We start from the raw sequence: 13,277 nt of genomic DNA, 5'->3' as shown, positions 1-13,277 counted from the left end.
CCCGGGGCCCGGCGCCCTCCGCACGACCCGTATACGCCGCTGCCCCGGCCCGTCGCAGAAACTGCTGACGGGCCGGGGCAGCGGCGTACGGGCCAGGAGGCAGTGCCGGTGCGGCACACGGCACCCCGGCGCCGCCCTCACCGTTCGCGGTCGAGGGGCTCCATCAGGTCGTCCTCGCCCAGTTCCTCGTCGAAGACCGCGCTGACGTCGAAGCGGCACACCACCCGCTGGGGATCCGCCTGGTCGAACGGTGCGGACAGCCACTCCCCCGGCTCGGCAGGCTCGTCGGCGGCCGCCACCCACAGCGTGGAATCGCCCTCCTCCAGGCCGAACTCCTTGTGCCGGGAGGCGATCTCGTCCGGTTCGAACTCCCCGAAGAGGACGCCGAGCGCCGCATGCACGCTGGTGCCGACGACCGCGGCGGCATCGGCGGCGGGACCCGCCGCCTCGTCGGCGGCGTCCGGATCGAGATCGGCGATGCGCTGTGCCTGATGCAGCAGCCGCTGCGGTGCGGCGACGGTGTAGTCGCGCCGGATCAGCACGCTCAGCGCACTCGGCTCTTCCGGGCCCGCGTAAGCGGGCAGCGCCTCGTTTCCGGGGATCTCGAAGGGGGTGACCTCGTCGTAGGTGTCGTAGAGCAGCTCGTCATAGACCTCAGCCGCCGCGGCGAGCTCGTCGAACGCGGCGTACACGGCCGGATCATCCTGCCCCGAGCGGCGTTCGACCGCGTCGAGGTGACGGTCCAGCGCGGCTTTGACCGCCTCGGCGGCGGCACGTACCTCGGCAGCGGAAGGCTGCGCAGCATCAGACATAGTGCAGACGCTATCCGTACCGGGGCCGGTCCCGCACAATAGATGCGATGCCGGAATACGAATTCTGCGATGTGTATGTGCCCCGGGGAGTCTCCCGGAACGCTGCCACACGCCTGCTGACCGACCATGCCGAGTACGGACACTGGGAGTTGGACCGCCTGCGTCTGAACCCCGACGGGAGCCGTAAGGTGCGGCTGCGCCGCCGGATCATCCGCCAGCTCCGCGCCACGTGGTGAGCGCCACCGGGATCTGAGCGCAGCAGAGCGGGCCCCGCCTCGACGGGGCCCGCTCGGTGATCTGCCGGTGGGCTATCTGCTGCTGGTCACCGGCGGGCGGCGCGCGTCTTGCGGTAGATCAAGGCGCCACCGAGCAGCAGCCCGGCGCTGGCCGGAACCGCGTAGCCGATCGACCCCGCACCGGTCTGCGCGAGGTGCCCGACGGGCTTGGAGGGCGTCACCTGCTGGCTGGGCCCCCCGGTCTGCGGCTTCGTACCCGGCTTGTGCGGGGTCTGCTGACCCGGCGTGCCCGGCTGGTGGGGCTTGCCGGGGTGGTGCGGCTTACCCGGGTGGTGCGGCTTGCTCGGCTCGTGCGGCTTACCCGGGTGGTGGGGCTTGCCGGGCTCGTGCGGCTTGCCGGGGTGCTGCGGCCTGGCCGGGGTCGACGACGACCCGTTGGCGCAGTGGTTGCCGAAGGACGGGTTGAGCAGCCCGCCTCCCGAGACCTGGTTGCCGCAGGCGTTCACCGGTACGTCGACCGGAGCCTGGACATTGTTGCCCGACACGACACCGGGCGAGTTCGAGGTGCTGCCGGCGGCGCCGGCGCCCGTGTGCCCGCCCTGGTGGTGCTGACCACCGAGGTGCCTGCCACCGCCATCGTTGGCGCAGCGGTTGCCGAACGCGGGGTTCAGCAGCCCGACGACATTGACGGTGTTACCGCAGGCGTTCACCGGCACATGGACCGGTACCTGAACATTGTTGCCGGATCCCACGCCCGGCGAATGCGCCGCGCCTCCGGCGGCTCCCGCGTCGGCGTGTGCGTAGCCGGCGGCCATGGCGAGTACGCCACTGGCTGCGGCCGCGGTGATCAGGCCCTTTCGTGCGACCTGTCTCATAGGTTGTTCCCCTGCCTAGTGCCTTACAGGAATACGGACGAGTGGTGGTCTTCGGAAAGATCCACCCGCCCGCCGAAATACTCAGCGGCTCCGGATTGCATGGCACGCCTCCAGAGCCGAGCCGAGTCGGACCCTTACGGGTGTAAATACAACGCCAAAGGACGTCAGAAGGTCACTTGTTGACGCAGCCGGCACCGAAGGCGGGGTTCAGCAGCCCGATCACGGAGATCGTGTTGCTGCACGCGTTCACCGGGACCTGGACCGGAACCTGAATGGAGTTGCCGGACACCACACCCGGGGAGTTCTGGGCCGCACCCTGGGCACCCGAGTCGGCAACGGCCAGGCCCGCACCGGCGAGTACGACGCCACCAGCGACTGCCGCAGCAGCGACGACCTTCTTGATCATTATTCCTCCTTGTAGCCAATACGATCCCAGCCGCGGACCGCACTGACTGCAACGAGGAAAATGCCGTTCAAGCTACGAACACATCGGTGCGTTCACTCTTTTCAGCGAAGCCGGCGCGAAAGGCAGGAAATCCGCGCCGAATTCAGCTCTGCTCGATGAACCGATCGAGCACCCGCACCCCGAACTTCAGTCCGTCCACCGGCACCCGCTCGTCCACACCGTGGAACATCCCTGCGAAGTCCAGCTCCGGCGGCAACTTCAGCGGGGCAAAGCCGAATCCGCGGATCCCGAGGTCGTCGAAGGACTTGGCGTCCGTGCCGGCGGAGAGCATGTACGGCACCGCCCGCGCGATCGGATCCTCGGCCTGCAGCGCCGACTGCATGGCCTCGACCAGCGCACCGTCGAAGGTGGTCTCCAGCGCCTTGTCCGCATGGACGTCCTCGCGCTTGACCCGCGGGCCCAGGAGCCGGTCCAGGTCGGCCAGGAACTCCTCCTCGTAGCCCGGCAGGAACCGGCCGTCGACATGCGCGGTGGCCTGGCCCGGGATGACATTGACCTTGTAACCGGCGCCCAGCTGCGTGGGGTTGGCGGTGTTCTTGAGCGAGGCGCCGATCAGCTTGGCGATGCCGCCGAGCTTCGCCAGCGTGGCGTCCATGTCCTCCGGGTCGAGTTCGGTGCCCAGGGCGTCCCCGAGCTGGTCGAGGAAGGACCGCAGGGTCTTCGTCACCCGCACCGGGAACTCGTGCCGGCCCAACCGCCCGACGGCCTCGGACAGTTCGGTGATGGCGTTGTCCTTGTGGATCATCGAACCGTGACCGGCGTTGCCGTCCACGGTCAGCTTCATCCAGTGCATGCCCTTCTGGGCCGTCTCGATGAGATAGAGCCGGACCTGCTCGTTGACGGTGAAGGAGAAGCCGCCGACCTCGCTGATCGCCTCCGTGACCCCCTCGAAGAGGTGCGGATGGTGGTCGACGAGGTAGCGCGCGCCGTAGGTGCCGCCCGCCTCCTCGTCCGCGAGGAACGCCAGCACGATGTCGCGCGGGGGCTTGCGTCCGGTGCGCAGCCGGTCGCGGACGACCGCCAGCGTCATCGCGTCCATGTCCTTCATGTCGACCGCGCCGCGGCCCCAGACACAGCCGTCGGCGATCTCGCCGGAGAAGGGGTGATGGGTCCAGTCGTCGGCGTTGGCCGGGACGACGTCGGTGTGGCCGTGGATCAGCAGCGCGGGCCGTGAGCGGTCCACGCCCTCGATCCGGGCGACGGTCGAGGCACGGCCCTTGTGGGACTCGAAGATCTGCGGCTCCAGGCCGACCTCGGCGAGCTTCTCCGCGACGTACTCGGCGGCGGCCCGCTCACCCGGGCCCGAGTGGTCGCCGTAGTTGCTGGTGTCCATCCTGATCAGGTCCCGGCACAGGTCGACCACCTCGTCCTCACCGGTGACCGTGCGCGGCGGCTGCGCCTCACTCATGCCGAAACCTCGATTCGCTCGGCTCCGCATTCGCGGGGCTCGCACCCTTCCCTGGTTCGCTCGCGGAGCTCGATCACAGTGCCTCCTCTGTGTTCACGGCCGCATGGCACGCCCAAAGGAGCGCGACCCGCGGCGGGGGTCCACTGCCATCCTCCACCCGTCGCCCGCTGTGCCCAAGGCCGCAATACTCCCGACATGCCCTGGTCACAGGCCCGCATCCGGCCACATGTGCGGGTGATCGACCACCCTCGGATGTTTGCTATTGTTTTCCACGTCGGAACGGCCCAGGCCGCACCGGCAGACACCTTGTCCGGGTGGCGGAATGGCAGACGCGCTAGCTTGAGGTGCTAGTGCCCTTTATCGGGCGTGGGGGTTCAAGTCCCCCCTCGGACACTTTGCTCATCAACGCCCGCCCCGGCCTCTCGGCCGGGGCGGGCGTTGATCGTTTTGCACCCCTCTGGCCCGCGGGGGCCAGGGTCCGCGCCCGGTCCCGTTCCGTGCCGACTTGAGGCCACGGCCGGGCCGGTGTTCTCTTGGCTGGTGAGACGCAGATCCCCGGTTCCCCCCGCCCCGCTCCCCCAGCGTGAGGGGATCGATCCCGTACGGGTGCGGCTGCCCGCCGATCCGGAGGGGGTGTGGGGCACGGTCCGGGACCATCTTGTCGACCGGTTCCAGGGGGCGATCGGGGCGGGGCGGGTGGACGCCATGCTGGGCGCGGGGCGGTTCGTCGGGCTAGACGGGGCGCTGAGCGGGGGCGAGCCGTATGCGGCCGGGCGGTATGTGTGGTTCCACCGGGACTTCGCGCCGGAGGTGCCGGTGCCGTTCGAGGTGGGGATCGTCCACCGGGACGAGCGGATCGTGATCGCCGACAAACCGCACTTTCTCGCCACCACACCGCGCGGGCGGCACATCACCGAGACCGCGCTGGCGCGGCTGCGGCGTGATCTCGGGCTGCCCGCGCTGCAGCCCGCGCACCGGCTCGACCGGCTGACGGCGGGGCTGGCGCTGTTCGTCGTACGGCCCGAGGACCGGGGCGCCTACCAGAATCTGTTCAGCGGACGGCGGGTGCGCAAGGAGTACGAGGCGGTGGCGCCGTACGACGGGGCGGTGGGACTGCCGGTGACCGTGCGCAGCCGGATCGTGAAGGAGCGCGGGGTGATGGCCGCGCGCGAGGAGGCCGGTGCGGCCAATGCGGAGAGCCGGATCGAGCTGGTCGAGCGGCGGGGCGGGCTCGGGCGGTACCGGCTGCTGCCCGCGACCGGCCGTACCCATCAGCTGCGGGTCCATATGAACGGCCTCGGGCTGCCGATCCTCCACGACCCGGTCTATCCGGTGGTCGGGGACCCGGCCCCGGACGACTTCAGCGCGCCGCTGCAACTGCTCGCGAAGGTCCTGGAGTTCACCGATCCGGCGGACGGCCGCGTGCGGCGGTTCGAGAGCCGGCTGCGGCTGGCGGAGTGGGCCGACGGCCCGATCGCGTGATCGTGAGACCTGGGTGCGGGGCGCCGCTTATGCTGACCGCTCTGACGGGGTTCACGGACGGCGGCGGGGGCGGCGGTGCGGGTACGGATCGAGGTCGAGCGGGACTCGGAGGCCGGTGAGGGGGCGCAGTCACTGTTCAAGTGGCTGAGCGCCGATCCCGAGGTGCGGGCCGGGGCCGGCCTGTCGCCGGTGCGGCGCGCGGCGGCGCCGGGGCCCATGGGGCCGGTGCTGGAGGCCATCGAGGCGGTGTTCGACAGCGGGGTGCAGCTGGCCTCGCTGGTGGTGGCGGTGGCCGGCTGGCGCAGCACCCGTCCGCGCCGCGACCGCGTACACCTCACCCGCGGGGAGGTCCGGGTGACGGTCGACAGCGGGGACCCCGAGGCCGTCGCACGGGTGCTGCGGGCGCTCGGCGAGGGTGACGCCCCGGAGGCCGGCGGCGGGGCGCCGGCGGACCGGCCCGGCAGGCAGGACCGGTGAGTTGGCGGGAGCGCTGTCCGACCCGTCCCGCTCGCGCGCCGTCCTGATCGGCACCCATGCGTATACCGAGCTGGACGACATTCCGGCGGTGGCGAACAACGTCGGCCGGCTGCGGGAGCTGTGCGGGGATCCGGCGGTCTGGGGGCTGGACGGCGAGCGGTGCACCGTACTGCGGCAGGCGTCGCGGGAGGCGATCCTGAAGGCGGTGGAGGACGCCACCGCGGAGGCGAGCGACACCGTGGTGGTGTACTACGCCGGGCATGGTCTGGTCGATCCGCATTCGGGAGAGCTTCACCTCGCGCTGCCGTGGTCGCACCCGGGTCCGTCGTACACGGCACTGCGGTACGAGGAGCTGCGGTCGGTCCTGCTCCACCCGTCGGGCGGGCGGCCCACGGCCCGGCGGAAAGTGGTGATTCTGGACTGCTGCTGGAGCGGTCTGGCGCTGGAGGGCCTGATGCGGGGGCCGGATGTCGCGCCCGCGGTCGCCGTCGAGGGCGCATGTGTGCTCACCGCCACCGCCGCGACTCGTCAGGCACTGGCCCCGCCGGGAGAGACGTACACCGCGTTCACCGGGGAGCTGATCCGTCTCGTCGAGGCCGGGGTGCCGGGGCGGTCCGACCCGCTAAGCATGTCGGCGCTCTTCGAGGAGCTGACCGCGGCGCTCACCGCGAAGTCCCGGCCGCTGCCGCAGCAGAGCACCCGTCAGACCGCCGGGGAGATCTGTCTGTTCCGCAATCGCGCCGGGGCCACGGCCGTGCGGCGCCACGGCCAGGGCGCTCCACCGCGGGTTCCGGCGCGGGCGGCAGCCGGGGGGCCCTCGGGCGGCCGCGTGGCACCCCCGGCGCGGGTGCGGCCGCCGGACGGCGGGCCGGAGGCCGGGTGGCCGCAGCTGGTCCCGGTCGCGCTCACGGAGACGCTGACGGTGCGGCTGGGCCGGTACCCGGTGACCCATGCGCAGTTCGGTGCCTTCCTCCGCGATCCGGAGAACGGGCGCTGGCTCCCGGCGGCCGCGCGGGCGGCGGGCACGGACGTGGACGACAACTACCTGGAGGGCTGGAGCGGTCCGGACTGTCCGGCGGGGCGCGACGATCACCCGGTGGTCGCGGTGAGCTTCTCCGCGGCCCGCGCCTACCTGGCCTGGGCGGGCCGCCGGATGGGCGTACCGCTGCGGCTGCCGACCGCGGCGGAGTGGGCGCTGGCCGCGCGGGCCGGGCGGCCCGGGGAGTGGTGGCGCGAGGACCTCGCGGCGGGCCGGGTCAACTTCCGCGGCAGTCATGCCGCGTTGACCCCGGTCGGGGAATTCCCACCGAACCCGTACAACATCGGCGATCTGCTCGGTAACGTCTGGGACATCTGCGTGGACGACAGGGGGGCGCCGGTGTTGCGCGGCGGGGCCTTTGACACCCCCGCGGCGCGGCTGCGGGAGCAACTGTCGCCACGGTCACCGGTCGAGTGCCGCGGGAACGTCGGATTCCGGTGCGCCGGCGACATGTGACGACGAGAGGAGACCCATGCGGGGGGACGCCGTCGACGAGGTGCTGAAGCGGTTGCCGTACAGCTGGACCGCGGACGAGGCCGAACGGGTCGGGCAGCGGTTCCGGGAGAGCCGGCCGGCCGTGCCGAAGCGCCTGGTGAAGAGGTTGTGGCAGTACTGGCTCCGGATGTCCCCGGACGAGCCGCTGTTCGGCAACGCCGAGGACGACCTCGCGCTGTTGCTGCACGCCAGGGCGCTGGGGCTGGAGGCCCCCGGCGGTGATCCCGGGCCGGAGGGCGGCCCGATCGCACAGTGCGCCCGGCGGGCCGGGGAGGCGGCGGAGTGCGGGCCGCTGTTCCCCGCGCCGCCCGCCTGGGGACCGAAGGCCGCGCTCGCGCCGCAGGTGCGCGCGGCGCTCCCCTCCTCGCTGCCGCGGGCGTGGGTGGCCGGGGACGAGCAGGGCCCCGTGGAAGTGCTGGTGGTCGGCGAGGGGATCCCGGAGATCCGGCAGCAGGTGGTGCAGGCGGCGCTGACGACCTGTCTGCGGGTCAATGGTCTGAGCGACCCGGACAGCGGGGACTTCGTCGGGGACCACATCGGCGTCGGGCTGATCCGGGTGACCGCCGGGCTGTCCGGCACCCAGGCCTCGCCCGACATCCCGTCGGTGTTCCGTGCGCGGTCGGTGACGGTGGCGGACGCCGCGTCGTCGACGGCCCGTGGTGCGCTGCGTGACTTCGTCGGTCTGCTGCGGTCGCTGGCGGAGGAGACCGGCCTGGTGGAGGTCGTGGACATCGCGTATCCGGACCTGGTGACGTACGCCCAGGGGCTGCGGGCGCTGGCGGACCGGGCGGCGGGCGAGACGGACCGGGCGTTTCTCCGCGCCCCGCGCGCGGAGGACGGCGGGCCGGTGTCCCTTCAGCCGTATCTGCGGACGGTCAGGGGCCACGGGGCGAGCCTGGGGGTGGAGTTCAGCCCGGACCTGTTCACCACGGATGCCTATGTACGGGTCGAGCAGGCCCACCAGCGGGTGCTGTCGCAGCGGCTGACCATGGATGCACGGCTGCGCCTGGACCAGCTGAAGACGGAGATCGAGCAGCTCACCGCCGATCTGGAGGCCTTCAACCGGGCGAACACGGCGGAGCGGCGGGCGCTGTGGCCGGCGACGGTGCTGCTGGTGGAGCGGTTCGACGAGCCGACCGGCCGGACCATCCGGCTCACCGAGCCCGAGGAGCGGGAGACCGAGCAGTACTACAAGGTCAATGTCCCGCAGCTGATCTCGATGCGGGAGAAGTGGGCCCACCGCATGGGCGAGCTGGTCGAGCAACTGGAGACGGCGGTGCACCGGCCGCACGCACCGGCGCGGCAAGTGGCCGCCGGGCGGTTCCTGGACGCCGCCTTACGGGGCGTCGTCCCGGACGAGAGCCCCGCCACCGAACGGGCTTTCCGTGCCTGGTGCAAGGAGGTGGCGCCGATGCTCTGGTTCGAGTGGCGGTGCGCGCTGCGCCGGCACGGCATCGCACCGGAGGACGTGTTCACCCCGCACTCGGTGCTGATCAGTCGCTATCTGCCGCCGGCCGGCGAGGACCCGGCGCTGCTGTTCAGCCATCCGTACACGGTGGTGGACCCCGCCCGGTCCGCGGTGCTCGCCGACGCCGAGCGCGCCGTGCTGGTGGTGCGCGACGCCACCGACCACGCCGCGCCGGCCCCGGCCGATGCCACCGGGCCGAGCGCTGAGGCGCTCTGGGACGGCCTCGTCGAACTGGCTGAAAGGCCCCGGACCGAGGAGGAGTTCAGCCACCGGTTCCTGGAGGCGCTGCGGGCGCAGCCCGAGGGGATCGCCCGCCGCATGATCGAGGCCCTCCAGCCGGCCGGGCCCGCCGCCGGTGAGGAGGACGCGATCGAGGTGGCGCTGCGGACCGCCGAACGGCACACCTCGCTCGGCGAGGGGATGGACCGGGCACTGATGGCGATGCGCAACGAGGCGTTCCTCACCGCCCGGGAGTGCCTGGACGGCATCCATACCGCACCGCAGTGGCAGGCCCGCGTCTGGCTGCTGCGGGCGATCGTGGAGTGCCGCGCCGCCCGGCTGGAGTCCCGTGAGATCCCCGGTCTGCTCGGGCATCAGATGCCCGGCACTCCCGATGCCGCGCTGCGGGCCCTGGACGAAGCGGGCAGCGCGGACGAGGAGTTCACCCGGGCCTGGCTGGAGACCCTGCCGGAGGCCGGTCTCGAAAAGGGCATCCGGCGGCTGTTCCAGGGCCTGCCGCGGGCGCGGGCCGGCTGCACGGGCGATCCGCTGAACAAGGTGAGCCCCGAGCGGGAGTACGCGGTGTGGCTCTTCCGGCGCGCGGTGGAGAACGCCCGGCTGGCCCGGCAGCTGGACGAGGCCGGAGAGGAACTGGCCGAGCATCAGGAAGCCGTCGACGCGGCGCTGGCCAAGCTGGGCCGGGCACTGGAGGAGATTCTGTTGGGGCCGTACGTCGGGGGTTCGCGTGGTGCGGCCGAGGAGCTCTTCGAGGTCCTCTCCGGGCAGGAACCGCCGCGTTACGGCCGGGTGGCGGGGAGGTAGGGCATGGACAACGAGCTGTACGTCGTGTGGATGGTGCGGACCTCGGACCGTGCCATGGCGGCGGCGGAGGAGGCGCTGGGGAATTTCGCCGCACAGGATCTGCTGCACCGGATCGACCGGTTCGGCGCGGCCGAGAGCCGGCTGGCGGAGCTGGCCGCCCGTATCCGGGCCGCCTTCACCCCGCCGGAGCTGCCGGCCGTGTTCACCGGGCGGCATCTGCATCTGCTGGTCGGCCCCGCCGCCCAGCCGCTGCTGGCGGAGCTGCTCCAGTGCGCGCAGTCCGATGTGTTCGCCACGCTCTTCGACGCGCATCAGCTGGCGCAGGCGCTGCGCGAGACGGGGCCGCACCAGGACGGGATCGACGACGCCGAGTTGCTGCTGCTGGCGCTGCTGGCCCGGCTGCCCCGGCTCGCCGCCCGGCACGGTCTGGAGTCCCGTGACTGGGGTGGCTTCGTCGAGGAACGGGCCTGGCTGACCCCGTACGCGGGAGACCGGCTGACCGAGTTGGCCCGGCGGCGCGAGTGGTCCGCCGACGCCGCCCCGACGCAGGTCCTGGCGGGGGTGCTGGAGGGCGTCGGCGGGCGGCAGGACGCGGACCGGGCGGCGCAGTTCGACGCGCTGGCGCTGATCGAGCTGCGCCGGCGGATCGGTCTGCTCAGCGAGCAGCTGCGCGGGGACGCGCTGGAGCATGCCGAGGAGGCCGCGCGGCTGGCGCCCGATCTCACCAGCGTCAGCCGGCTGCCCGCGTGGCTGGAGCTGTACGAGCAGCAGGCGGTGGCCGTGGGCATGCGGCGGTTGTTCACCGGCTCCGTGACGGTCGGCGAGCAGCTCAAGGGCCTGCACAGCCAACCGCCGCCGGAGAGCGGCAAACCGAAGCCCGACGAGAGTCTGCAGGTGATCAACGAGGTCCGCTACGGCTTTCTCAAGCGGCGGATGTCGTTCGACATCGCCTGCGAGGTGGAGGGGAAGGCGCACCCCGTGGTCATGCTGCGCTGCCGGGGCGTGACACCGGAGCAGTACCCGGCCGTCCGCGACACCGTCCACCAGCTGCACGGCAGCGATCTCGCCGGGCAGGGCGAGAGCCTGGGCGAGCGGCTGCTGAACACCTCGGTGCCCCAACGCCTGGGGCTGCCCGGCCGGTTGCGGTCCGCGCTGCACCTCCATGGCGCCGAGGCGGTCCAGTGCATGGTGCTGACCGGTATCCGCCAGCCGATCGCCGTACCCGCGCCATGGCGCGATCACCTGAACACGGCGCTGCCGTACGCGGCACCGTCCGGCGCGGACAGTGTGTTCCCCACGGTGCCGGACGTGACGCGGGCGCTGCGGGAGAGCGTGCCGGGGCAACGGCAGGTCGTCGAGGTGGACTGACCCATTCCTCGATTTCCCCAACTATCCTGTGACAACACGGAGTTGTTCACCCCCTTAGATCCCTCCGGGAGGGCCGGTGCCCACGACGAGCAACCCTGCGATCCGTAATCTGCTGACGCTGGACGGTGCGGTGTCACCGGCCGCCCCGGGCGGTTCCGGCGGTGCGTCCCCGGCAGCCGCCACGGACCGTCCGATCACCCTCGACGACATCGTCGTCAAGACCCTGGCCGTCTTCGGCGTCCTGGTGGCGAGCGTCTTCCTCACCGTCTTCCTGGACGTCGGATTCCTTGCCCTGCCCGCCCTGTTCGCCGGGCTGGGGCTCGGGATCTTCCTGTCCCTCCGGCCCCGGCCGAGCGCCGCACTGGCCCTGCTGTTCGCGGCGGTTCAGGGGATCGTGCTCGGTGAGGCGACGCAGTTCTTCGATGCGCTGCACCCGGGTGTCGGCACCCAGGCCGTTCTCGGCACCGGCTGCATCTTCGCCGGCACGCTGGCGGCGTATCACACACGGGTGGTGCGGGTCAGTGCGAAGGTGACGCGCTGGGCGGTCGGCGCGGGGCTCGGGCTGCTGGTGCTGTTGGTGGCGGAGCTGGTCGCGTCGTGGGGGTTCGGTGCGGACCTCGGTCTGCGGGACGGCGGCCCCCTGGCCCTCGCCGTCAGTGTGGTGGCGATCGCCGCCGCGTCCTTCTTCTTCCTGCTGGAGTTCGAGGCCGCCAACCGCTTTCTGCGCTCCGGTGCCTCCCACCGGTGGGCCTGGTACGTCGCGTTCGGGCTGGCGATGACCCTGGCCTGGCTCTACCTGGAGATCCTGCGGCTGCTGTCGTACCTCCGGTGGTGGTGAGACGCCGGGCCAGGGCACCCCTCCCCGCCAAATATCCGGTGCGGGCGGCCGCCGGGCGTGCGTAGGGTGCGCGGGTCGGTGGAGTGGGAGAAGGGCTGTGCGGCGGATGCTGATCTTCGATGCGGATGACACGTTGTGGGAGAACAACGTGATCTTCGAGCGGGTCATCGACGAGTTCCTGGAGTGGATGGCCCACCCCGGACTCGACCGGGCCGGGGTGCGGGCCGTACTCGACGGGATCGAAGCGGCGAACGCGCTGACGCTCGGATACGGCAGCAAGGTGTTTCTGCACAGCCTCGGGGAGTGTGTGGCGCACCTGCGCGGGCGGGCCGCGACGGCCGAGGAGTCGGCGCGGATCGCCGGGTGGGCGGCGGCCTTCGCCGGGGACCGGGTGGAGCTGATTCCCGGGGTGGCCGAGACCCTGGCCGAGCTGGCCCGGCGGCACGAGCTGCTGCTGCTGACCAAGGGCGACACCGAGGAGCAGGAGCGGAAGGTGGCGGTCTCCGGGCTGACCCGGCACTTCCGGGGTGTGCACATCGTGGCGGAGAAGAACATCGCCACCTACGAGGAGCTGAAGCGCGCCTACGACCTGGTGCCGGGCTCGACATGGATGATCGGGAACTCCCCGAAGTCGGACATCCTGCCCGCCCGTTCGGCGGGCCTGAACGCGGTGTTCATCCCCCACGAGCACACCTGGGTCCTGGAGCACAGTGAGCTCGACCCTGCCGACGACAAGGTGCTGCGGCTGCCGGCGTTCGGCGACTTGCTGCACCACTTCTGAGCGGGGTGAGGGGAGATGACAGCGGTGGGACCCAAGGTGTCCTGTGTGTTCGTGTGTCATGACGGCGCCGGGCGGGTGCTGCTGGCCCGGCGGAGCGCCGGGGCCAGGGACGAGCCGGGGACCTGGGACTGCGGCGCCGGCGCGCTGGAGTTCGGGGAGACCTTCGAGGCGGCCGTGGCCCGGGAGGTGCACGAGGAGTACGGGGTGCGGCCCCTCGGCATCGAGCAGCTCGGGGTGCGCAATGTGCTGCGCGGCGATCCGGTCGCCTCGCACTGGGTGGCGGTGGTCTTCGCCGTACGGGTGGCGCCGGACGGGGTGACGATCGGCGAACCGCACAAGTTCGATGCGCTGGACTGGTTCGCCCCGGACGCGCTGCCGGAGCCGCTGCATTCGCAGTGCGGGGAGACGCTGGGGCTGTTCGGCGCGGGCGACGCGGCGGGGGGAGGCCACAGCTAAGGGCTGTCCCGTAATCCCTGGTGGATCAGCGCACG

At 71.9% G+C, this 13,277-nt stretch carries 13 protein-coding genes and 1 tRNA gene; 10 read left to right on the top strand and 4 right to left on the bottom strand.

The features are described from left to right. Positions 1–137: 137 nt before the first annotated feature. Complete coding sequence (locus SLV14N_RS31535) at positions 138–812, bottom strand: hypothetical protein (RefSeq protein WP_018087811.1); 675 nt, start codon at positions 810–812, stop codon at positions 138–140. A 47-nt stretch (positions 813–859) separates the two neighbouring features. Here SLV14N_RS31535 and SLV14N_RS31530 point away from each other — a divergent pair, with 47 nt between their 5' ends. Further along, positions 860–1,048: a DUF5703 family protein gene (locus SLV14N_RS31530; protein WP_085927031.1), complete on the top strand. Its 189-nt coding sequence runs from the start codon at positions 860–862 to the stop codon at positions 1,046–1,048. A gap of 86 nt (positions 1,049–1,134) precedes the next feature. On the opposite strand, the gene SLV14N_RS38675 is transcribed toward SLV14N_RS31530, so the two are convergent. The 3 genes from SLV14N_RS38675 to SLV14N_RS31510 all read right to left on the bottom strand — a co-directional run bounded on the left by SLV14N_RS38675 (position 1,135) and on the right by SLV14N_RS31510 (position 3,797). Next, a complete protein-coding gene (locus SLV14N_RS38675; RefSeq protein ID WP_208685650.1) occupies positions 1,135–1,923 on the bottom strand; it encodes a chaplin in 789 nt (262 codons plus the stop codon). 172 nt (positions 1,924–2,095) lie between these two features. Further along, positions 2,096–2,329, bottom strand: a complete 234-nt coding sequence (locus SLV14N_RS31515) for a chaplin (RefSeq protein ID WP_208685648.1) — start codon at positions 2,327–2,329, stop codon at positions 2,096–2,098. A gap of 142 nt (positions 2,330–2,471) precedes the next feature. Further along, positions 2,472–3,797 carry a M20/M25/M40 family metallo-hydrolase gene (locus SLV14N_RS31510; RefSeq protein WP_208685646.1) on the bottom strand — a complete coding sequence of 442 codons (1,326 nt, stop codon included), beginning with the start codon at positions 3,795–3,797 and terminating at the stop codon, positions 2,472–2,474. Between the two features lie 308 nt (positions 3,798–4,105). Here SLV14N_RS31510 and SLV14N_RS31505 point away from each other — a divergent pair. From SLV14N_RS31505 to SLV14N_RS31465, 9 genes are all read left to right on the top strand, one after another. After that, positions 4,106–4,190, top strand: a tRNA-Leu gene (locus SLV14N_RS31505). Positions 4,191–4,337: 147 nt separating this feature from the next. Next, positions 4,338–5,279 (top strand): pseudouridine synthase, encoded by a 942-nt coding sequence (locus SLV14N_RS31500; RefSeq protein WP_208685645.1) that lies wholly within the window; start codon positions 4,338–4,340, stop codon positions 5,277–5,279. 75 nt (positions 5,280–5,354) lie between these two features. Beyond that, positions 5,355–5,756, top strand: coding sequence for a hypothetical protein (locus tag SLV14N_RS31495; protein WP_208685642.1), 402 nt, complete (start codon positions 5,355–5,357; stop codon positions 5,754–5,756). Position 5,757: 1 nt separating this feature from the next. Next, positions 5,758–7,251 carry an SUMF1/EgtB/PvdO family nonheme iron enzyme gene (locus tag SLV14N_RS31490; RefSeq protein ID WP_208685640.1) on the top strand — a complete coding sequence of 498 codons (1,494 nt, stop codon included), beginning with the start codon at positions 5,758–5,760 and terminating at the stop codon, positions 7,249–7,251. Positions 7,252–7,267: 16 nt separating this feature from the next. Beyond that, a complete protein-coding gene (locus SLV14N_RS31485) occupies positions 7,268–9,799 on the top strand; it encodes a hypothetical protein (protein WP_263272013.1) in 2,532 nt (843 codons plus the stop codon). A 3-nt stretch (positions 9,800–9,802) separates the two neighbouring features. Then, the gene (locus SLV14N_RS31480; RefSeq protein ID WP_263272011.1) at positions 9,803–11,167 is read left to right on the top strand and encodes a hypothetical protein; all 1,365 of its coding nucleotides are present in this window, start codon (positions 9,803–9,805) and stop codon (positions 11,165–11,167) included. Positions 11,168–11,243: 76 nt separating this feature from the next. Beyond that, entirely contained in the window at positions 11,244–12,005 is a 762-nt protein-coding gene (locus SLV14N_RS31475) for a Bax inhibitor-1/YccA family protein (RefSeq protein WP_263272009.1), read from the top strand. A 106-nt stretch (positions 12,006–12,111) separates the two neighbouring features. Next, positions 12,112–12,786 carry an HAD family hydrolase gene (locus SLV14N_RS31470; RefSeq protein WP_263272007.1) on the top strand — a complete coding sequence of 225 codons (675 nt, stop codon included), beginning with the start codon at positions 12,112–12,114 and terminating at the stop codon, positions 12,784–12,786. A gap of 15 nt (positions 12,787–12,801) precedes the next feature. Next, the gene (locus tag SLV14N_RS31465) at positions 12,802–13,242 is read left to right on the top strand and encodes an NUDIX hydrolase (protein ID WP_263272005.1); all 441 of its coding nucleotides are present in this window, start codon (positions 12,802–12,804) and stop codon (positions 13,240–13,242) included. Positions 13,243–13,277: the final 35 nt, after the last annotated feature.

The organism is Streptomyces sp. Je 1-4 4N24 (assembly GCF_026239515.1).
GTDB lineage: Bacteria > Actinomycetota > Actinomycetes > Streptomycetales > Streptomycetaceae > Streptomyces > Streptomyces nigrescens.
Note: the sequence above shows the minus strand (reverse complement) of the source record. Positions and strands in the feature narration are given on the sequence as shown.